This window comes from Ferrovibrio sp. (assembly GCF_029255545.1).
In the GTDB taxonomy this organism is placed as follows: Bacteria; Pseudomonadota; Alphaproteobacteria; order Ferrovibrionales; family Ferrovibrionaceae; genus Ferrovibrio.
The window spans coordinates 1-19,507 of the sequence record NZ_JANLJJ010000056.1; the positions used below are offsets into that span (position 1 = coordinate 1).

A 19,507-nucleotide genomic window follows, 5' to 3' on the forward strand; every position below is an offset into this window, starting at 1 on the left:
AAGATGGTGCGGCGCAGGCCGTCGCGCGCGCCGGTGCCGCTGAAGAATTCCTCGGCCAGCGCCGCCACCACCGACCACTGGTCGGGGCTGGTATCCTGCGCCTCGTCGACCAGGATATGGTCGATGCCCTGGTCGAGCTTGAACATCACCCAGGGCACCTGGCTGGGCTCCACCAGCAGGTCGCGGCTCTTCAGGATCAGGTCGTCGTAATCCAGCAGGCCATGGGCGGTCTTCAGGGCGCCATAGGTCTCCAGCAGACGCTCACCCAGCCGCAGCAGCATGGATGTGGCCTCGGCGATGGTGAGGGCATTGAGCTGCTGTTTGAGGATGATCAGGCGGTTTTGTTCCTCTTGCAGACTGTCGCCGCAGGCCGGATCGAGTTTCAGGGCGGTCTTGCTGGCCAGGCTGCTGCGTGGTTCACCCTTCTGGGTGAAGAACGATGCCAGCCAGTCCGCTTCGAAGCGTTCGACCGGGCAGCCGGCGGCCAGCCAGCCGGCCAGCGGATCGCCCAGCTTGCGGTCATTGGCGCCGCCCTGCATCAGGGCTGCCACGGCGGCGCGCAGGTCGCCCAGCGCCATGCCGGCGATATATGCCGCGATCACGCTATGCCGTGTTGCATCCGGCGGCAGGTCGAGCTGCGCATAGAGCGCGCCCATGGCGGCATCGGCGCCGCCATGCGCCTGCAGCAGCAGACTCAGATCGCGTCGGCGGCCGAGCAGAGATCTGATCAGGCTGGCGAAGCGGCTGTCATCGACGCGTTCGGCAAAGAAGCGGATCACCGGGGCGAAACCGGCATCGTCCAGGCCATGGCCCAGCACGCGATCGCGCGCCACGGCGAATAATTCCGCCGTCACGGCCTCGTCGGCGACGGCAAAGCCCGGCGGTACGCCGGCCTCGACCGGGAAGCGCTTCAGCAAAGCCTCGCAGAAGGCATGCACGGTCTGCAGCCGCAGGCCACCCGGCGATTCCAGCGTGCGGGCGAACAGGCGCCGCGCGGTTTCAATATCGGAATCTTCTGCCGGGCGCCCCAGAAGCTTGAACAGCTCGGCCTTCAAGGTTGAATCGTCCTGCGTACTCCATTTCCCTAACCGTCTGGTCAGGCGGATCTGCATTTCGGCGGCGGCGGCCTTGGTGAAGGTGAGGCAGAGGATGCCACTCGGCCGCGTGCCCATCAGCAGCAGGCGGGTGACGCGATCGACCAGGACGGTGGTTTTCCCCGCTCCGGCATTGGCCGCAACCCAAGCCGAGAGGGAAGGGTCGGCAGCGATACGCTGACCCATTTCATGCGCGCGCAGATCGCTTTCGGAATTTCCGCTCATGCGTCTTCCCCGCTGCCTTCGACGCGTTCGGCTACGCGGGCGAGATGATCGTAGTCGCCGGCGTAATCGACGAATTGCGGTCGTGGCCGGGAGAGGTAGGGCGTGGCAGGGTCGTCGAATTTCGCTACCCATGCCTGCAGGCGGGCCAAGGCTTCCGCCGCCAGTTCGTCAGCTGGCGCAACGGGCGGGCGGCCGCCTTCGATGGGTTTGGCCTCGCCTGGCGGATCACCACCGCCGAGCCGGATATAGACCAGCTCCGCGATGGCAGCAGGATCGAGGCCTTCAAAGCCGCCGCCCTGGGCAATGGCGGCCTCCAATGCCAGTTGCGGCGACAGGCCGGTCTGCACCTGCTTGGGTGAGGGTGGCCGGCCGGTCTTGTAATCGAGAATGGCCAGCCTGCCGTCACCGGCATTGCGATCGATGCGGTCGGCCTTGGCTTTCAGCGTGAACGGACCACCGGGCGCGGCAATTGTGCGGCCGCCTTCGCGTTCCAGCAGCGCCGGGCGGAAACCGGCGCCACGGCGCTCGCGCTCATTGGCCAGGAACCAGCGCATGGCGCGCTCGAATCGCGGCCACCACAGCGCGGCGATTTCCGGTCGCTCCAGCCAGGCGCCGAACTCAGTCCGGCCGAGGTTGAGCAGTTCCTGCAACGCGGTAGCGTCATCAGGCAGGGCCGTGCCGTGGCGAGCCAGAAAAGTTTCCAGCACGGAATGGATGATGTCGCCGCGCAGCCGCGCATCGGGCGGCTGGTCGGGCGGGTCGAGCTTGCGCAGGCCGAGCACGCGCCTGGCGTAGAGCGCATAGGGATCGCGCACCCAGGTTTCGATTGCCGTGACATAGAGTTCGCGCGGCCGTGCCTGCAGCGGCGGTGCCGGACGCGGTGGCGCCATGCGGATCGTTACCGCCGGGTGGTCCATCTGTCCGGCCCAGGCGAGGTAGTGTGGCGCCAGGGTGGCGGTCCAGCGTGGGTCGTCCTTCAGCAGGGCATCAAGACGCAGCAGCCAGCGCGCCGGCACCGTCGGCGTGCCTTCCACCTTGGCGGCGCGGCTGAGGATCACGTCGCGGCTGCAGACGGCTTGCACGAAATCCTGCGCGGTCTGGCCCAGCCGGCGTTCCGGCGCGCTCAAACCCAGTTTCTGCCGCATCGGCCGGCTGAGCCAGGGATCATCCCTGGCCTGTGGCGGCCAGGTGCCTTCATTGAGCCCGCCAAGGATGACACGGTCGGCCTGCTGCAGGCGCGCTTCCAGCAGGCCCCAGATGAACAGGCGCGGATGCCGGCCATAACGTGGCCGTACCACCTGGCCTTCCAGCAGGGCATCCAGCAGGCGCGGCCAGCCGGCCGGCACCAGCGGGCCGAATTGCGGCGCGGCGGCGATCAGGTCGATGATGAAGCCGTGCAGGGTTTCGCCGGCCTCATGTTGCCATAATGACAGCGGTTCATCCTCGGCGGGTTGCGCCAGGGCTTCGGCGGCGCGGATATGCGCATCGAGCAGCGGATGCAGGCCTGCTTCATCCTGTTGCATGAGGATTGTCAGCGGCTCCAGCGCTGATTTGAGTCGCGTCAGGGGCGGCAGCAGATCGGCATGCTCGGCCAATTGCCGGACCAGCATGTCAAGCCCCTGCTGCGGCTGGCTGCGGCGCAGCGCCAGGCGCTCAATCCGGCGGGTCCAGCGCAGCAGGTCGGCTCGCGCCATGCCCAGACGGCAGAACGGATGCTTGAGCAGGGCGAGCAGGGCGACCGGCGCGAAATGCCCGGCCACGGCGGCGGCGATCAGGCGGAGAAAAACGGCGGGCGGCGTCTGGCCCAGCGGCCGGCCGGCGGAATCGTCCACCTCGATGCCATAGCGCGCCAGTTCGGCGGCCACCCGGCGCGCCAGCATACGGTCGGGGGTGATCAATGCCGCCGTGCGGCCGGGCTGCTCCAGCGTTTCGCGCATGGCCAGCGCGATGGCCAGCGCTTCCTCGCGCGGGCCGGGCGCCTCGATACGCCGCAGGCTGTGAAAGCCGGCGTCGTCAATGCCAGCCGGCAGGCCGCGCCAGCGATGGGTTTCGCCGGGCGGCAGCAGGGCAGCCGACAGCAGCGCGGCGCGGGCGGTTTCGATGGTGCTGTCGCCGGTTTCGGCAGGCCAGGATTTCACCTTGCCGCGCAGCACGCCCAGCGCGTCGAGCAGATGCGCCATGGCATGCTGGGGATGGGTCGGCTCGTCGCGGGCACCCTGCCAGGCGGCATCGTCGAGGCCGGTATCCAGGCCAGGCAGCACCACGGCGCCCTGCGGCAGCCGCGCCACCAGTTTCAGCAGCCGCGCGGTGGCCGGGATGGTGCCGGTGGAGCCGGCCGCGATCACCGGCTCGTTCGGTGGATTTGCCTGCCAGTGCTCGATCCAGCGCTGGGTCAGGCGTTGGCGGTAATCCGCTGCGTCGAGCCGGCCCTGTTCGGCCTTGATGGCGGGCCATGCCTGACGGATCACCTGCAGGAAATCGAGCGTCTGCTGCCAGTGGCCGGCCAGTTCATGCGGCACCAGTTCGGGCAGCCTGTCGAGGCTGGTTTCCTCGGTGGCGACGGCATCGAGCAGATGGCCGAGTTCACGCGCCAGTCGCAGCGCATTGGCCGGATCATTGCCCGCCAGCGGCGAGGCCAGCACCAGCCGGGCCAGCAGCAGATTACGGTCGAGGGCGGTGAATGGCAGGGAATCGTCGCCGGCGATGCCACGCAGTTCCAGTTCATCCTCGTCGATATCGCCGAGCGGGCGGATTTTCGGCAGCAGCAGCGCCACGCCGTCGCTTTGCCGCAGGAAGGCTTCGCTCAAGGCCCGGCAGGCCCGCCGCGTCGGCAGCAGGATAGTGATGCGGGATAGTTCAAGCGGTTCTTTTCCCCAGCGCTGCAGCACGCCGGCAGCCAGCAGGTCGAGAAACGGCCGGCCAGGTGGGATGGTGAAGACGGCGGGGTCAGTCGTCATGGCCGCCAAGCAAAGCCTCGGCAGCCGCGAGGCCCTCATGATTGCCCACATCCATCCACAGACCGCGATGCGGCAGGCCATGGAGGCGCTGTGCTGCGATGGCGCGATCGTAGAGCAGGTTCAGCGAGAAAGGCCCCGCCGGCATGTCGCGAAACAGGCGCGGCTGCAGGATCTGCACGCCGGTAAAAACATAAGCTGCCGTCGGTCGGTCGCCGCGGCGGGCGATGCGGCCATCGGCCGCCAGCTCGAAATCGCCCGGTCCGGCATGGCCGGTGGCCTTTTCACGGGGCTGCAGCAGCAACAGGGCATCCATCCGCACCGGATCAAAGGCCTGGGCCAGCCGCTGCAGCGCCGGCTCGTCATCATCGCGCCAGATCAGGTCGGCATTGACGGCGAAGAACGGATCGCTCCCGAGCAGAGGCAGGGCCCTGGCGATGCCGCCGCCGGTTTCCAGCAGCAGGTCGCTTTCATCCGAGATCGTGATGGCGATGTCGCCACGGCTGCGCAGGTGATCGCGGATCTGGCTGCCGAGCCAGTGGATATTGACCACGGCACGTTTCACGCCGGCTTCGACAAGGCGGTCGAGACAGCGATCAAGCAGGCTGCGGCCGGCCACCGGGATCAGCGGCTTGGGCGTATGGTCGGTCAGCGGCCGCAGCCGGGTGCCGAAACCGGCGGCCAGAACCATCGCCGTCTCGGGTAGCGCGATCATGAGGCGAGACTGAAGGCTGGCGCGCCGGGCAATGGTTTATAGCGCAGCGTCGTTGGCACGACGCTGTCGATCCAGATACGCAGGTCGGTCAGGGCCGGATGCGCCAGATCGCGTTCGACCAGACGCCACATGCGGGGCATGAAGGCCTGGTAATGCGGTTTGCCGTCGCGTTTCCACAGTCGGGTGAAGATGCCGATGATGCGCAGGTTGCGCTGCGCGCCAAGAATGGCATAGGCGCGGCGGAAAGCGGCTTCATCGACGCCGCTGCTGGCGATGTAACGCCGCAGCATGGCTTCGGCCAGCTCCGGCGCGACATCGCGACGCGCGTCTTCCAGCAATGAGACCAGATCATAGGCCGGATGGCCGGCCACGGCATCCTGGAAATCCAGCAGGCCGACGCGGGCGGCATCCCTGCGCTGCGGCAGCCAGATCAGGTTCTCGGCATGGAAATCGCGCAGCACCAGCACGCGCGGTGGCGCGCTGACTTCGGGCGCGAGGGCATGCCAGAGGGACCGGAAGGCCTGACCCTGGGCTTCCGGCGTATCGCGGCCAGTCAGGGTCGGAAGATACCAGTCGGTGAACAGGCCGATCTCGTCAATCAGCCGTGCCTCGTCATAGGGCGCCAGATCGGCGGGCGCGGCATGGCGATGCAGGTCGAGCAGGAAATCGATGGCCGCTTCGTATAGCGGCGCCTCATTGCTGCCGGCGCGGATCAGGCGTGCGTAAAGATCGTCGCCCAGATCTTCCAGCAGCAGGAAACCATGCTCGACATCCTCGGCCAGGATGCGCGGCGCGCTGTAGCCATGCCGCTGCAGCAGCCGGGCGATGTTCAGGAAGGGGCGGACATCCTCCTGCGGCGGCGGCGCATCCATCAACACGGCCGGCTGGCCATTCAGGTGCAGGCGCTCGTATTTGCGGAAGGAGGCATCGCCGGCCAGCTTCGCGCGGCCGGCATCGCCCCAGCCCGACCTGACGAGGAAAGCATGCGAAAGGGCGGCGCGGTCAGACATGGGCGGAAACCGGAAGCGGGGACAAGCGTTGCGCCCAGGCGGTGTCGCCGATCAGGTCGGCGCGGCGGGCGGCGGGCGGGGTTTCAAGCGGCGTGAGCCGCAGCGTCAGCGCGCCGGCAGGTGGCTGGCTGCCCAGCCGGTCGGGCCATTCGATCAGCACGATGCCATCCTGCAGGGCTTCGTCGAGGCCAAGCTCGTCCAGTTCGCGCGGATCGGCGATGCGGTAAAGATCAAAATGCCACAATGTGGCCTGCGGGGCGTCATAGGTCAGCACGATGTTGAAACTCGGGCTCGGCACTTCGGTGCCGGCGCCGCACAGGCTGCGGATCAGGGCGCGGGCGAAGCTGGTCTTGCCGGCGCCAAGCGGCCCGTCGAGCAGCAGCGCATCGCCCGGCCGCAGCAACGGCGCGAGGGTCGCGGCCAGCGCGGCGGTAGCGGCCTCGTCAGGCAGCGTCTGACTGCGAATCACGGGCATGGCGTCACTCTACTGACGGGCAGGAAGCGCCGCAATCTGGCGCTCGCTTTCGGCCTTCCTGCTGGGCAGCAGGATTTCCACCGCCTGGGCGCCGTCCTCCCCCACATCCTGCCGCAGGCTGGCGCCATGCAGGTCGAACAGGCCGCGCGCCACGATCAGCGACAGGTTGGCCTTGGCGCGGCGACGGTCGGAGGTATCGACCAGATCGGCAAAAACCTGGCGCGGCTGCACCGGGCTCAGGCCCCCGCTATGGCATTCAATGCGCAGGCCAAGATGCGCGCCGTCGCCGTTTGCCACCCGGATGACGACGCGGCCGCCCTGCGGCGTGCCATCCAGGGCGGCGGCCATGACGCTGTCGAGCGCCTGGCGCAGGCGCTGGCTGTCGCCGATCACCGCGGTGTCGGGCACCAGATCAGGCAGGTCGAGCAGGATGGCGCGCCGCTCGGCCAGCTCCTGCCATTGCGCCGCATCCTCGCGCCACAACGTGTCGAGCCGGATATCCGCCGGCTCCAGAGCCATCTGGCCGACCTCGATGGTGGCAATGGCGATGATGTCGTCGAGCAGGCGCAACAGGTCGCGCGAGGTCTTCATGATATCGCTGCAGTATTCTTCCTGTCGCGCATTCATCGGTCCGAGAATGCCCTGGGCCAGCACTTCCGTCATGCTGATCAGCGTGCCGAGCGGCGAGCGCAGGTCATGCGTGATATTGCTGATGAAGGCGGCGTTCATGCGGTCGGTGCGTTCCAGCGCCTCGTTGCGCTCGCGCAGGGCGCGCTCGATGCGGATGCTGGCGCTGACATCGAGGTAGGTATACAGCACGGCGCCATCGGGCAGCGGCACCGAGGCGTAATCGATCACCGCGCCATCGCTGCGCTCCAGTCGGCCTCGCGTGGCCTTGCGGCTGGCGAAGCTGTCGATCAGGCGTTCGCGCATCTGGTTCCAGTCCGGGCCGCGCTGCATCAGCGGCCGGGCCGCTTCCAGCACCTCGGTGATATGGGGCTGGCGGTTCAGCAGGTCGGGATCGATCTGCCAGAGCTGGGCGAAGGCGCGGTTATACAGCGACAGACGACCATCGGAGCCATAGACGACGACGGCTTCATAGAGATTGTCCAGCGTGGCGCGCTGCACGGCGATCATGGTGTTGGTGGCGCGTTCCAGCGTCAGCTGCCGCGTCACGTCGTCATAGGCGAACAGCAGGCCGCCGGACGGATAGGCGCTGATCACCAGCCGCAAGGTCGAGCCGTCGGGCAGATGGATCAGTTCCTCCTGCCGCTCGATCACCGTGGTGAACAGCGAGAGCTGGCTGCGCTTGTAGGCCTGCCAGTCGATCTGCTCGGGCAACCGGCGTTCGGCCCGCAGCTGCTCCAGGACCTCGCCGAAAGCCGGCCGCGTCTCCAGCCAGGTTTCGTCGAGCTGCCACAGCCGGGCATAGGCGCGGTTCCAGATCAGCAATTTCTTGTCGGGTCCGTAGATCGCCGTGGCGGTGGAGATGGTGCGCAGCACCTCCATATGGGCTTCCATATGGCGGCGCAGCTGGCCGCGCGCATCGGCTTCCGGCGTGATGTCCTGGCCGAAGCCCAGCGTGCCGGGGCCGGCCGGCAATTCGAAGATGCGATAATTGCGCCGGTCGCCCTCGGCGACGAAGCGGCGTTCCTGCATCTGCAGGGTATTGGCGGTCAGCGCGGCCCTGGCCAGCTCCCGCGGCTGATTGAGATCATGCGAAGAGGCCAGCTCAAGGCCGCGCTTCACGGTGTCTTCGGCATCGGTTTCGGCAAGCTGGGCGTAACGCGCATTGACCCAGACCAGGCGGCCGCTGGCGTCGCGGCGCCAGATCGGGAAGGGGGCGGCATCCAGCAGCGCCTTGGCTTCGGCCTCGGTGCGGCGCAGGGTGCTCATTTCAACGCCCTGGCGTTCATGCTCGGCCTGCAGGGTGGCCAGTTGTTCCTGCAATGCCGCCTTGGCCTTGCGTTCCTTGTCGCGGTCGACAGTGCGCGTGTCGAAGGCGGCCAGCGCGGCCTGCAACTGGTTCGCCAGGCGGTGGGCCCGCAGAGCCTGCCAGCCGGCCACGCCGATGGCGGCCCCGGCCAGAGCGGCGAGCCAGATCGTCTCGTTCAGCGGCATTGGCCCACGATCCCCTGCATGCGGCCACTATCGGCAGGCGCGCCGCGGATGACAAGGCGTTAAACGCGGCAAAGGCCGGATCGGGCGACCCGATCCGGCCTTCGCGATTGCGGCGCGGAATGCGCGCTGCATCAGGGGTAGGACATCAGTAGCGGTAATGGTCCGGCTTGAACGGGCCCTTTTCGCCGATGCCGAGATACTTGGCCTGCTGGTCGGTCAGCTTGGTCAGCTTGGCGCCGACCTTGGCCAGGTGCAGGCTGGCAACTTTCTCGTCGAGATGCTTGGGCAGCGTGTAGACCTGCTTCTGGTACTTGCCCGGATTGGTCCACAGCTCGATCTGCGCCAGCACCTGGTTGGTGAAGGAGGCGCTCATCACGAAGCTGGGATGGCCGGTGGCGTTGCCCAGGTTGACCAGGCGGCCTTCCGACAGCACGATCAGGCGCTTGCCATCGGGGAATTCGACCTCGTCGACCTGCGGCTTGACGTTGTGCCACTTGTAGTTCTTCAGCGCGCCGATCTGGATCTCGCTGTCGAAATGGCCGATGTTGCAGACGATGGCGCGATGCTTCATCTCGCGCATGTGGTCCAGCGTGATGACGTCGACATTGCCGGTGGCGGTGACGAAGATGTCGCCCTTCGGAGCGGCTTCTTCCATGGTGACGACTTCATAGCCTTCCATCGCTGCCTGCAGGGCGCAGATCGGATCGATTTCGGTGACCATCACGCGGCAGCCGGCGTTGCGCAAGCTGGCGGCCGAGCCCTTGCCGACATCGCCGAAGCCGGCGACCACGGCGACCTTGCCGGCCATCATCACGTCGGTGCCGCGGCGGATGCCGTCGACCAGGCTCTCGCGGCAGCCATAAAGGTTGTCGAACTTCGACTTGGTGACGCTGTCGTTCACGTTGATCGCCGGGAACAGCAGGCGGCCTTCCTTGGCCATCACATAGAGGCGGTGCACGCCGGTGGTGGTTTCCTCGGTCACGCCCTTGATGGCGGCGCCCATCTTGGAATACCAGCCGGGGGCTTCCTTCAGCTTCCTGGCAATCGCGGCATAGAGGACGGTTTCTTCCTCATTGGTCGGCTTCGAGATCACCGAGGCATCCTTCTCGGCCTGCATGCCCAGATGGATCAGCAGGGTGGCGTCGCCGCCGTCGTCGAGGATCATGTTCGGGGTGCCGCCATCGGCCCATTCGAAGATTTTGTGGGTATAGTCCCAGTATTCCTCCAGCGTCTCGCCCTTGACGGCGAAGACCGGGATGCCGGCCTTGGCGATGGCGGCGGCGGCATGGTCCTGGGTCGAATAGATGTTGCACGAGGCCCAGCGGATATCGGCGCCCAGCGCCTTCAGGGTCTCGATCAGCACCGCGGTCTGGATCGTCATGTGCAGCGAGCCGGCGATGCGGGCGCCTTTCAGCGGCTGCTTCTTGCCGAATTCCTCGCGGGTGGCCATCAGACCGGGCATTTCGGTCTCGGCCATATCCAGTTCCTTGCGGCCCCAATCGGCGAGGCCGATGTCTTTCACTTTGTAATCCGCGCTCATTCCGCAGCTCCAGCTTCCGTCTGTTTCACAACTGGGCGCGGTATAGCAGGGCCGGAAAGGGTCTGTCCAGCTTTATATAAAGAAATCTTTATATAGGAATATAAGGTTGCGGACTTGTTATTCCGGCTCGCCGAACCGGCCTTCGACCAGCTCGACCAGGGCGGTCATGGCTGCCTGGGCCTCGGCGCCGCTGGCCGTGATCTCGATGCTGGACCCCTGGGTGCCGGCCAGCATCATCAGGCCCATGATCGATTCCCCATTCACGGTCTGGCCGTCCTTGGACACCTGGATCCTAGCCTGGGGGAAACGGGCCACGACCTGGACGAATTTGGCCGCCGCGCGGGCATGCAGCCCGCGTTGGTTCGGGATCACCACGTTTTGCCGCAGCGGCGCGCCGGTGGTGGTCGCTCCATCCATCAGGCGGATTCCCCTGCCAGCAGCTTGGAGGCGACGTTGATGTATTTGCGGCCGGCTTCCTGGCCGGCATTCACCGCGGTCGCCAGATCCGACTTGGCGCGCACGCTGGCCAGTTTGATCAGCATCGGCAGATTGACGCCGGCGATCACCTCCACCTTGGCCTGATCCATGATCGAAATGGCGAGATTCGACGGCGTGCCGCCGAACATGTCGGTCAGCACGATGACGCCGCGACCGGTTTCCACGGCGGCAACGGCGGCGAGGATATCCTTGCGCCGTTGCTCCATGTCGTCATCCGGACCGATGCAGACGGCGCGCATGTTCTTCTGCGGCCCGACAACATGTTCGGTCGCATGAATGAATTCTTCGGCCAGGCGGCCATGGGTGACAACGACGATACCGATCATGCAGCCGATCCTGGGGCGATACCGGTCATTGGGGATCCTCGAGATATGCCGCTCAGGCGTTCGCCAGGTCGCGGTCGCGGTGCCGGATATCGACACGTTGTCCGGCCTCGCGCAAGTGCCTGCCAAGGGCCTCTGCAACCACAACCGAGCGGTGGCGGCCGCCGGTACAACCGATGGCAATGGTCAGGTAGCGCTTACCCTCGGCAGCATAGCGCGGCAGCAGGCTGGAGATCATGCCACCCAGCCGTGCGAAGAAATCGGCATAGCCGGAATCCGCAACAACATAGGCGGCCACGGCCGGGTCGATGCCGGTCTGCGGGCGAAGCTGGTCGTCATAATGCGGGTTGCGCAGAAAGCGCACATCGAACACCAAGTCCGCCTCGCGCGGCAGGCCAAGTTTGTAGGAAAACGAGAGCACCATGATACTGAGGCCGGGCAGGGCGTCCAGCGCGAATTGCGCGGCCAGCAACTGCCGTAATTCGGGCAGCGTGACCGTAGAGGTGTCGAACACCTGGTCCGCTTCGACCTGCAATAGTTTCATCAGGTGGCGTTCGGCGGCGATGCCATCGGCCACCGGCCGGTCGGCCGCCAGGGGGTGACGTCGGCGCGTCGCGGTGAAGCGCTTGAGCAGGATTTCATCTTCACAATCGAAATACAGCAACTGCACGTCAAGATCCGGTCGCTGCTTAAGCTCGCCGATCAGGGCGATCAGGCGATCGGGCTGGAAATCGCGGGTGCGGCTGTCGACGCCGACGGCCATGGCGCGACGGGCGGGGCTGGCGGCGTCTTCAGCGGTGGTCAGGCGGCGCAGCAGCGAGATCGGCAGATTGTCGACAGCCTCGTAGCCGAAATCCTCCAGCAGCTTGAGAGCCGTGGTCTTGCCGGCCCCGGACAGGCCGCTGACCACGATGACTCGGATCGGCTCGACACCTGCTTCACTCATCGGTTTTGCCGCGTTTTCTCAGGGTCGGCGACATGCGCCTCGGCGGGTTCGAACAGCCGTCCGGCCGCGGCCCGGGCCAGAGCCCATTTTACCTTGATGGCCGCGCTGGCCGTGAAGGCATCAAGCCGCAGCACCGGCAGGGCGATATCCAGCAGCGTTTCGAAATACGGTTCCGGCAGGCGCGGCACATCCGTGAATGCCACCAGGTCGATCAGTAGCGCGACTGGCGTGGGCGGCGCGGGAATCATGGCCACAGGCCCGAGGCCGCGAATTTCAATCAGGCCATGAATCGTTTCCGGCGCCGCGGCGACAAGCCGGCCGTGCTTGCGCGTCAGCATGGTCTGGTCGTCGGCAACCAGCCGTGCGCCAGCCTCGATGAGGCGAAGGGCAAGGTCGGATTTGCCGGCGCCGGACGGACCGCGCAGCAGCACCGCTTCGCCGGCAATCGCCACGCAGCTTGCATGGAGCCTGATCATGGCCGCGCAGACTGCCGTTCGGCGGGCGGTAGTGTCAATACATGTTGGCGTAAATCGGCCTTGGTTAATGTCGTTTGTTACAGCGGCAGTCGCACGATGAAGCGGGCGCCGCTCTGGCCGTCATCACGGTTCTCGGCATGGATTTGGCCACCCAGCGACTGCACGATCTGCCGCGCGATCGACAAGCCGAGGCCGGAATGCAGTCCAAAAGCCTCCGAGGAGGGGCGTTCGCTGTAAAAGCGCTCGAAGATCGATTCCCGGTTTTCCTCCGGAATGCCCGGCCCCTGGTCGGCAACACTGAAGGTCACATGGCGCGGTTCCCGGCGCACGGCAACGGTGATCGCGCCACCGGGTGGGCTGAACGAGATTGCATTGTCGATCAGGTTGCGCGCGACCTGTCCGAGGCGGCTTTCAAAGCCTGGCGCCATATAGGGGCCGGGCTCGATCACTTTCAGTTCGATCCGCGGCATGTTGTCTTTTGCGCGATCGGCGTAGGTTTCCACCACCGAGCGAAGCATTTCGGCGATATCGATCGGCGCGGCCTCGATGCGGGCCAGCTCGGCATCCAGCCGCGAGGCGCCGGAAATGTCGGTGATCAGCCGGTCCATGCGGCGTACATCATCCTGCATCACCTGCAGGAGGCGTTCGCGCAGCTCGGGTTTGTCGGTACGCTGAAAGGTCTCCATCGCGCTGCGCAATGAGGTGAGCGGGTTCTTGATCTCATGCGAGACATCGGCGGCAAAGCGTTCGATGGCGTCCAGGCGCTGCGACAGCGCCGCGGTCATAGCGCGCAGCACGCTGGACAGGTCGCCGATCTCATCCTGGCGCTGGGAGAAATCAGGGATCGACAGATGCGCGATGCGGCCCTTGGCGGCGCGGATGCGTTCGGCGGCTTCGGCCAGCCGGTGGATCGGCCGGACGATGGCGCCGGCCAGATACAACGAGGCGAGCACGGTAAAGCCCAGCACGGCGGCGAAGATCTTCAGCACGCCGAGACGTTCCTCGCGCACGCGGGCATCGATTTCGGCGCTGTCGACATTCAGCATCAGCGCCCCGACGACCTTGCGCAGGCCCTGCACCGGCACGGCAACCGACAGCATGATGCGGCCATCGCTGAAATCGCGCAGTTGCTCGGTCAATTCGCCGGATAGGGCCTTGCGGGCCTCGCTGTAGTCGTTGGCATGGGTGAACGGCAACTCGACATACCTTGGCAGGTCGAGCGTGGTCATGAACAGGGCGTTGACCCGATCGTAGATGCCGATCAGCGCCTTTTCCCAGGGCGTGTCGATATTCGGCGGCGGCAGCTGGCGCGTCACCACGCCGCGGCCGGCGGCCAGCAGGAGGCGGCTGTCGGCGATCATCTCGCCCTCGCTATCGAACAGCCGCGCCCGCGCGCTGGATTGCGCCGAGAGCCGGCGCAGCAGCTGGCGCGCCAGCTCGGGCTCCAGTGCCGGTGTGAATTCGGTCGGGCTGATCGCCGACTCGCCAAGCGCGCCAGCAATTAGGTTGGCTTCGTAACGCAATGCCGTCAGCCGGCTGTCGATCAGGCTGAGGCGGAACTGATCCAGATAGAAGAATGCCAGCACCAGCGAGATCGGCGCCGCCAGATTGATCAGGAGGATGCGACGGGTCAGCGGCGACATCAGGCGCCGCCGCGGGCGGGTGTCACTCACATCCATGATCCCGTCACGGGCAGCCCGGCATCAGGCCGCCTGCTCCTTGAAGCGGTAGCCAACGCCATACAGCGTCTCGATGGCGTCGAAATCGTCGTCCACCGATTTGAATTTCTTGCGCAGCCGTTTGATGTGGCTGTCGATGGTGCGGTCGTCGACGTAGACGTTGTCATCATAGGCCGCATCCATCAACTGGTCGCGGTTCTTCACATGGCCCGGTCGTTGCGCCAGCGCTTCCAGCAACAGAAACTCGGTCACGGTCAGGGTGACGTCCTCGCCCTTCCAGGTGCAGCGATGGCGGGCCGGATCGAGCGACAGCGGCCCGCGCACGATCATCTTGTCGGCCGAGGTTTGTTCGGCCCCTGGCTTGCTGGCCTCGGCGCGGCGCAGCACGGCCTTGATGCGTTCGATCAGCAGACGCTGGCTGAACGGCTTGGTGATATAATCGTCGGCGCCCATCTTGAGGCCGAGCACCTCATCGATTTCCTCGTCTTTCGATGTCAGGAAGATCACCGGCACCTGGCTGATCCGGCGCAGCCGGCTCAGCGTCTCCATGCCATCCAGACGTGGCATCTTGATGTCGAGGATGACCAGGTCGGGCATCTGCTGGGTCAGGTGGCGCAGGGCCTCGGCACCGTCATTATAGGTGCGGACCTTGTAGCCTTCGGCTTCCAACGCGATGGAGACCGAGGTGAGGATGTTGCGGTCATCGTCGACCAGGGCAATGGTGGCGCTCACGGCAAATCCCTGAGGCAAGAGGGAAAAATCCCGGAAATCCGGTGATTGAAGTCACACCTATATAGCAAGCCGCTGGCCGATTTGCAGGGGGTAGGCCATGGTTGAAGCCATGAATTTCGCCCCCCTTCTGGCTGCCGGCCCAGCCGTGCATATCCATCTTGCCGCCACGCTGGTGGCGTTGATGCTGGGAATCGTCATGCTGGTCCGCCGCAAAGGCACGGCCTGGCATAAACGCCTGGGTTGGCTGTGGGTTCTGTTAATGCTGACGGCCGCGGTCAGCTCCTTCTGGATTACCGGGCTGATTGCCGGCAAGTTCAGCCCGATCCATGCCCTGTCCATATTGGTGCTGGTCACGGTGCCGGCTGCGGTTTACGCGATCCGGCATGGTCGGGTGCAGACCCATCGCCGGGCCATGATGATGCTGTATTTCACGGGCCTCGTTCTGCCGGGCCTGTTTACCCTGCTGCCGGCACGGCTGCTGGGTGGTCTGGTGTTCGGCAACTAAGGGCTGCTCTCAGGGCAGGCCGTCGGGCGGCAGGATCACGAAGCTGACACGGCGGTTGCGTGCACGTGCGGCCGCGCTGTGGCCGCGCATCACCGGACGGCTGTCGGCGAAGCCTACCGCCTCCAATTGCGTTCCGGGCATGCCACCGGCAATCAGGTGGCGCACGACGGTCGCGGCCCGACCGGCGGATAATTCCCAGTTGCTGGGATAGCGCGCGGTGGCGATCGGCAGATCGTCGGTATGACCCTCGACGCGGATGAAGCTGTGTAAACGTGCCAGGCTGGGGGCCAGCCTGGCCATCAGGGCGGCGCCTTCGGGGCGCAACTCGGCCTGTCCGAGCCCGAACAGGATGTTGTCACCCAGGCGCACCACCACATGGCGGTCGACCCGCTCGACGACGGCGTTGCGGCCCAAGCCTTCGCGGGCCAGCAGGGCGGCAAGCTCGCGCGAGGTGCGGCTTGCCCAGGTTTGCGGCGTGTCTGGCAAGCCCGGTTCCTCAGGGGCGACACTGGCATGGGCGCGGCTGATGCCGGCGATGGATTGTGATTCGGCCGCGGCATTCGGTGGCGGCGGCGGCGCCACGGCCGGGCGCGAAGCCGGAGGGGCGCTGTCTTGCTCGAGGATATCGGATGGCAATTCGCCATCAGCCGTCAGGACCGGTACGAAAACCGGACGCAGCAATACCGGCTGCAATGGCTCGGGCGTACTCTTGACGAAGGTCATCATCGAAACCAGCACGACGAAGATGGTGAGCAGCAGCGTGACGGTATCGCTGTAGGTGACCAGCCAATGGCCGCCGTCGGCATCGCCGGGAGGCGTATAGCGGACGCTGCGCCAGTTGGGACGACGGGGCCGTGCCGCCGGATCGTGGGCGGGCTCAGCCATGAATTTCATCCCGGTAGTCGCGCATGAAGCTGTTCATGGCTTCGCGCACCATGGTCGGGCCGCGGCCCAGCGCAAGCAGGGAGATGCCCTCCAGCAGCATATTCAGCTTTGCCACGCGCTGGGCGGTGCGCTGCTCCAGCTTGATGGCGATCGGGCGGAAAATCAGGTTGGCCAGCACCACGCCATATACCGTGGTGATCAGCGCCAGCGCCATGCCTTCGCCGATGGCGTTCAGGTCGCCGCCACCAAGCTGGCTCAGCATCGCCACCAGGCCAACCAGGGTGCCGAGCATGCCAAAAGCCGGAGCGAATTCCGCCATGGTGCGAAACAGCTTGGCCTCGGCGGTTTCACGTTCGACCATTTTCTGGATGCGCCAGCTCAGCAGGTGGTGCACGTCCTCGATGGACACACGATCGATCACCAACTGCAGGCCGAGGCGCAGAAAGGGATTGTTGACGCCGTTGGCAATCTTCTCAGCCTGCGGCAATTGATGCTTCTGCAGCGCCAGCGCCACCTGTTCCAGTACATCGACCTCACGGCCAAGCGGCGGTTCCTCGTGGAAGATGGCGAACAGGGAACGGCCGATGCTGGCCAATTGCGACGAGCGGAAGGACAAAAAGGCGGCGGCAACCGTGCCGCCCAGCACGATGGCTAGGCTGCCTGGGTCCCAATAGGAGCCGGCACCGGCGTTGCTGCCAAACAGGATGAACGCCACCAAGGCGGCCGTGATGACGACACCGATGATGGTCGAGTTGATGATCTGGATGGAGGGCTTGCTGGGGCGGGACATGGCAGGAAACGACAAATGGGGCGGTACTCATACCGCAAACCCGCCTTCTTCTAGTCATTACAAATTGTTTAGGTTGTGATTCAGATCAACCAACAGCCACAGCCTCAACGGCATGCCGCCTCGGATCCGTATACCGGAAATTGCAGGATGGCCAATCGCGGCGTTCATTCACCCTGGCCAAGCAGCTGGCCGCGCCGGCGCGAGGCTTCGAACCAGCCGAGAAAGGCTGCAAAGCCGAGGCCGAGATAAAGAATGTTCAGGCCCAGCGCACCCAGCATGAGATCGCCCCGGAAAGCGCCGTCGATCAGCAGGGCGCGCATGCCCTCGAACACATAGGCGGGTGGCAGGGACCAGGCGACAGCCTGCAGCCAGACGGGCAGCACGGTGACGGGGTAATAGACGGCGGCCACCGGCAGGAACAGGAAGGTCGCCGCCCAGGCGATATTCTCGGCGCCCAGGCCATAGCGCATCACCAGCCCGCAGACGGCGATGCCGATGGCCCAGCCGAACAGCACGAGGTTGGCGAAGAAGCCCGCCAGGGCAAAGCCCATGGAATAGATCGAGAAGTCGAAGAACAGCCAGGCCATCAGGCTGACCGGGATCATGCCCAGCAGGGTGCGGATCACGCCCATCAGCAAAACGGAGGCGGCGAATTCGCTGGGCCGCAGCGGGCTGACGAACAGGTTGCCCAGGTTGCGCGACCACATTTCCTCGAGGAAGGAAATCGCGACGCTGAGCTGCACGCGGAACAGCGAATCCCACAGCATCAGGCCAGCCAGCAGGATGCCGAAGGCCTGTGCCACATAAGATGTCTTGCCGGCCAGGAACTGGGTGAGGAAGCCCCACATGATCATCTGGACGGCCGGCCAGTAGATGATATCGATGATGCGCGCCCAGGAACCGGTGAGCAGATAGGCATGCCGGCGCAGCATGGCGCCGATGCGGTTGGCGCTGAAACCGAAAATCTCGCCGCTCATGCCGCCGTCTCCGCCTGCGCCGGTTGTGCCGCCTTGCCGCGGCCGCGGGCGATATCGAGGAACACTTCTTCCAGGTTGTCGCGGCCGTAGCGTTCGATCAGTTCGGTCGGCGTGCCGCGATCGACGATGCGGCCCTGTTTCATCATCAGCACCTGGTCGCACAGCCGCTCCACTTCGGCCATATTGTGCGAGGCCAGCAGGATGGTGGCGCCGCGCTCGGCGCGGTAATCCTCCAGCAGGCCGCGCACCCAGTCGGCCGTGTCCGGGTCGAGCGAAGCGGTCGGCTCGTCGAGCAGCAGCAGCTCGGGGCGATTGATCAAGGCCTTGGCCAGGGCCACGCGGGTTTTCTGCCCGGCCGACAACGCGCCCGCCGGCCGGTCGAGCAGCGTGGTGAAATCCAGTTTCTGCGCCAGCTGCGCGATCCTCTGTTTCGGCCCCGGCACGTCATAGAGCTGGGCGAAGACGCGCAGATTCTGCCGCACGGTCAGGCGGTGCGGCAGGTCGACATAGGGCGAGGAGAAATTCAGCCGCGGCAGCACGGCATGGCGGTCGTGCAGCATGTCGGTGCCCAGCACGGTGATGCTGCCGGCGCTGGGCTTGAGCAGGCCGAGCAGCATGGCGATCGTCGTGGTCTTGCCGGCACCGTTGCCGCCCAGCAGCGCGGTGACGCTGCCCTGCGACACGGTGAAGTCGATGCCCGCCACGGCCTGGACATCGCCGTAGGTCTTGGCAAGGCCGGCCACGGCGATGGCAGGCAGGGTGGCAGAGGGCGGAGACATGGTCTAAGGCATTTTTCCGTCAGGACAAATTTGTCCCGCCTTGATATGGACAGGCGGGGGGATTTTGTCTATAACCGCGCGCCGTTGCCACCCTGTTACGCCAGACGGGCCGCAACGATCTTGGTGGGCCCAGGTAGCTCAGTTGGTAGAGCAGGGGACTGAAAATCCCCGTGTCGGCGGTTCAATTCCGTCCCTGGGCACCATTTCCCCCCAATATTCCCCTGATGTTCCGGCTTCGCTGCGCCTTGATCGCGTCTCGCGCGCCTGTCGACATGCTGACGCCACATTTCCCGCGAAAATCCGCCGAATGACTGGTTTGTCACGGTGGCGCCGCGCCTGCACGCTCTTCACCCTGTTATTCCTTCTTGCTGCAGGCCTGTCCGGGCCGGTGCTGGCCCAGGCCGGTCTGTCCGCCGCCGATCCGCCTGCCGCCACAGCCGCACCGGAATTGCGTGCCGCCGATCCGGATGCCCTGGCCGACCTGCTGGCGGATGAAACCAGGCGCAATGAACTGATCGCCACACTGCGCGCCCTGGCCGCGGCGCGTGATGCTTCGATGCCGCAAACCGCTCCGGCCAAAGCCAGCGGCGATCCTGGCGCAGCCATCATCGACGGCATCATGGCGCAGATGCGTCGCGCGGGCTCCGCCTTTGCTGCGTTTGGCGCCCTGTTCTCTGATCTTCCCGCGCTCGGCGACTGGCTTCGCCTGCAGGTGGAGGACCCGCGCCGGCGGATGGTGTGGAGCGACGTGCTGCTCAAGCTGGGGGCGACTTTGCTGGTTGC

The 19,507-nt window shown here is 65.8% G+C and carries 19 protein-coding genes and 1 tRNA gene; 3 read left to right on the forward strand and 17 right to left on the reverse strand.

The window, feature by feature from the left end; all coding sequences use genetic code 11:
• The 13 genes from Q1J79_RS11385 to Q1J79_RS11445 form a co-directional block, all read right to left on the reverse strand.
• On the reverse strand, window positions 1-1,319 hold a 1,319-nt coding region (locus tag Q1J79_RS11385; protein WP_300300310.1), incomplete at its 3' end, for a UvrD-helicase domain-containing protein.
• Complete coding sequence (addB, locus tag Q1J79_RS11390) at window positions 1,316-4,276, reverse strand: double-strand break repair protein AddB (protein WP_300300313.1); 2,961 nt, start codon at window positions 4,274-4,276, stop codon at window positions 1,316-1,318. The genes addB and Q1J79_RS11385, both read right to left, overlap by 4 nt.
• Entirely contained in the window at window positions 4,266-4,988 is a 723-nt protein-coding gene (locus tag Q1J79_RS11395) for a nucleotidyltransferase family protein (RefSeq protein WP_300300316.1), read from the reverse strand. The genes addB and Q1J79_RS11395 overlap by 11 nt, the downstream gene beginning before the upstream one ends.
• Window positions 4,985-5,998 (reverse strand): phosphotransferase, encoded by a 1,014-nt coding sequence (locus Q1J79_RS11400; RefSeq protein WP_300300319.1) that lies wholly within the window; start codon window positions 5,996-5,998, stop codon window positions 4,985-4,987. Before Q1J79_RS11400 ends, Q1J79_RS11395 begins: the two co-directional genes overlap by 4 nt.
• The gene (gene tsaE, locus Q1J79_RS11405; protein WP_300300322.1) at window positions 5,991-6,473 is read right to left on the reverse strand and encodes a tRNA (adenosine(37)-N6)-threonylcarbamoyltransferase complex ATPase subunit type 1 TsaE; all 483 of its coding nucleotides are present in this window, start codon (window positions 6,471-6,473) and stop codon (window positions 5,991-5,993) included. Before tsaE ends, Q1J79_RS11400 begins: the two co-directional genes overlap by 8 nt.
• A 9-nt stretch (window positions 6,474-6,482) precedes the next feature.
• Window positions 6,483-8,594 (reverse strand): PAS-domain containing protein, encoded by a 2,112-nt coding sequence (locus tag Q1J79_RS11410; RefSeq protein ID WP_300300325.1) that lies wholly within the window; start codon window positions 8,592-8,594, stop codon window positions 6,483-6,485.
• A gap of 145 nt (window positions 8,595-8,739) precedes the next feature.
• Window positions 8,740-10,134 (reverse strand): adenosylhomocysteinase, encoded by a 1,395-nt coding sequence (gene ahcY / locus Q1J79_RS11415; RefSeq protein WP_300300328.1) that lies wholly within the window; start codon window positions 10,132-10,134, stop codon window positions 8,740-8,742.
• Window positions 10,135-10,251: 117 nt separating this feature from the next.
• A complete protein-coding gene (locus tag Q1J79_RS11420) occupies window positions 10,252-10,551 on the reverse strand; it encodes an HPr family phosphocarrier protein (RefSeq protein WP_300300331.1) in 300 nt (99 codons plus the stop codon).
• Window positions 10,551-10,958, reverse strand: coding sequence for a PTS sugar transporter subunit IIA (locus Q1J79_RS11425; protein ID WP_300300334.1), 408 nt, complete (start codon window positions 10,956-10,958; stop codon window positions 10,551-10,553). Before Q1J79_RS11425 ends, Q1J79_RS11420 begins: the two co-directional genes overlap by 1 nt.
• A gap of 52 nt (window positions 10,959-11,010) precedes the next feature.
• Window positions 11,011-11,901, reverse strand: a complete 891-nt coding sequence (rapZ, locus tag Q1J79_RS11430) for an RNase adapter RapZ (protein ID WP_300300337.1) — start codon at window positions 11,899-11,901, stop codon at window positions 11,011-11,013.
• The gene (locus Q1J79_RS11435; protein ID WP_300300340.1) at window positions 11,898-12,377 is read right to left on the reverse strand and encodes an HPr kinase/phosphorylase; all 480 of its coding nucleotides are present in this window, start codon (window positions 12,375-12,377) and stop codon (window positions 11,898-11,900) included. Before Q1J79_RS11435 ends, rapZ begins: the two co-directional genes overlap by 4 nt.
• 77 nt (window positions 12,378-12,454) lie before the next feature.
• A complete protein-coding gene (locus Q1J79_RS11440; RefSeq protein WP_300300344.1) occupies window positions 12,455-14,050 on the reverse strand; it encodes a stimulus-sensing domain-containing protein in 1,596 nt (531 codons plus the stop codon).
• Window positions 14,051-14,080: 30 nt separating this feature from the next.
• A complete protein-coding gene (locus tag Q1J79_RS11445) occupies window positions 14,081-14,788 on the reverse strand; it encodes a response regulator transcription factor (RefSeq protein ID WP_300300347.1) in 708 nt (235 codons plus the stop codon).
• A gap of 97 nt (window positions 14,789-14,885) precedes the next feature.
• On the opposite strand from Q1J79_RS11445, the gene Q1J79_RS11450 reads away from it, so the two are divergent.
• Entirely contained in the window at window positions 14,886-15,293 is a 408-nt protein-coding gene (locus Q1J79_RS11450; RefSeq protein ID WP_300300350.1) for a DUF2306 domain-containing protein, read from the forward strand.
• A 9-nt stretch (window positions 15,294-15,302) separates the two neighbouring features.
• Here the strand turns inward: Q1J79_RS11450 and Q1J79_RS11455 are convergent, their stop codons facing one another.
• The 4 genes from Q1J79_RS11455 to Q1J79_RS11470 all read right to left on the reverse strand — a co-directional run bounded on the left by Q1J79_RS11455 (window position 15,303) and on the right by Q1J79_RS11470 (window position 18,724).
• Window positions 15,303-16,178 (reverse strand): flagellar motor protein MotB, encoded by an 876-nt coding sequence (locus tag Q1J79_RS11455; RefSeq protein WP_300300353.1) that lies wholly within the window; start codon window positions 16,176-16,178, stop codon window positions 15,303-15,305.
• Entirely contained in the window at window positions 16,171-16,968 is a 798-nt protein-coding gene (locus tag Q1J79_RS11460; protein ID WP_300300356.1) for a MotA/TolQ/ExbB proton channel family protein, read from the reverse strand. Before Q1J79_RS11460 ends, Q1J79_RS11455 begins: the two co-directional genes overlap by 8 nt.
• Before the next feature lie 164 nt (window positions 16,969-17,132).
• Window positions 17,133-17,945 carry an ABC transporter permease gene (locus Q1J79_RS11465; RefSeq protein WP_300300359.1) on the reverse strand — a complete coding sequence of 271 codons (813 nt, stop codon included), beginning with the start codon at window positions 17,943-17,945 and terminating at the stop codon, window positions 17,133-17,135.
• Window positions 17,942-18,724 (reverse strand): ABC transporter ATP-binding protein, encoded by a 783-nt coding sequence (locus tag Q1J79_RS11470; RefSeq protein WP_300300362.1) that lies wholly within the window; start codon window positions 18,722-18,724, stop codon window positions 17,942-17,944. Before Q1J79_RS11470 ends, Q1J79_RS11465 begins: the two co-directional genes overlap by 4 nt.
• A gap of 127 nt (window positions 18,725-18,851) precedes the next feature.
• On the opposite strand from Q1J79_RS11470, the gene Q1J79_RS11475 reads away from it, so the two are divergent.
• A tRNA-Phe gene (locus tag Q1J79_RS11475) sits at window positions 18,852-18,927 on the forward strand.
• Between the two features lie 104 nt (window positions 18,928-19,031).
• A partial coding sequence (locus Q1J79_RS11480; protein ID WP_300300365.1) for a hypothetical protein occupies window positions 19,032-19,507 on the forward strand: 476 nt, incomplete at its 3' end.

Excerpts from the sequence above, each read along its gene's own strand:
- Q1J79_RS11435 (WP_300300340.1), bottom strand. The coding sequence starts at position 12,377 with ATGATCAGGCTCCATGCAAGCTGCGTGGCGATTGCCGGCGAAGCGGTG.
- rapZ (WP_300300337.1), bottom strand. The coding sequence starts at position 11,901 with ATGAGTGAAGCAGGTGTCGAGCCGATCCGAGTCATCGTGGTCAGCGGC.
- Q1J79_RS11465 (WP_300300359.1), bottom strand. The coding sequence starts at position 17,945 with ATGAGCGGCGAGATTTTCGGTTTCAGCGCCAACCGCATCGGCGCCATG.
- Q1J79_RS11455 (WP_300300353.1), bottom strand. The coding sequence starts at position 16,178 with ATGGCTGAGCCCGCCCACGATCCGGCGGCACGGCCCCGTCGTCCCAAC.
- addB (WP_300300313.1), bottom strand. The coding sequence starts at position 4,276 with ATGACGACTGACCCCGCCGTCTTCACCATCCCACCTGGCCGGCCGTTT.
- Q1J79_RS11400 (WP_300300319.1), bottom strand. The coding sequence starts at position 5,998 with ATGTCTGACCGCGCCGCCCTTTCGCATGCTTTCCTCGTCAGGTCGGGC.
- Q1J79_RS11395 (WP_300300316.1), bottom strand. The coding sequence starts at position 4,988 with ATGATCGCGCTACCCGAGACGGCGATGGTTCTGGCCGCCGGTTTCGGC.
- Q1J79_RS11470 (WP_300300362.1), bottom strand. The coding sequence starts at position 18,724 with ATGTCTCCGCCCTCTGCCACCCTGCCTGCCATCGCCGTGGCCGGCCTT.
- Q1J79_RS11425 (WP_300300334.1), bottom strand. The coding sequence starts at position 10,958 with ATGATCGGTATCGTCGTTGTCACCCATGGCCGCCTGGCCGAAGAATTC.
- Q1J79_RS11460 (WP_300300356.1), bottom strand. The coding sequence starts at position 16,968 with ATGTCCCGCCCCAGCAAGCCCTCCATCCAGATCATCAACTCGACCATC.
- Q1J79_RS11410 (WP_300300325.1), bottom strand. The coding sequence starts at position 8,594 with ATGCCGCTGAACGAGACGATCTGGCTCGCCGCTCTGGCCGGGGCCGCC.
- tsaE (WP_300300322.1), bottom strand. The coding sequence starts at position 6,473 with ATGCCCGTGATTCGCAGTCAGACGCTGCCTGACGAGGCCGCTACCGCC.
- ahcY (WP_300300328.1), bottom strand. The coding sequence starts at position 10,134 with ATGAGCGCGGATTACAAAGTGAAAGACATCGGCCTCGCCGATTGGGGC.
- Q1J79_RS11420 (WP_300300331.1), bottom strand. The coding sequence starts at position 10,551 with ATGGATGGAGCGACCACCACCGGCGCGCCGCTGCGGCAAAACGTGGTG.
- Q1J79_RS11450 (WP_300300350.1), top strand. The coding sequence starts at position 14,886 with ATGGTTGAAGCCATGAATTTCGCCCCCCTTCTGGCTGCCGGCCCAGCC.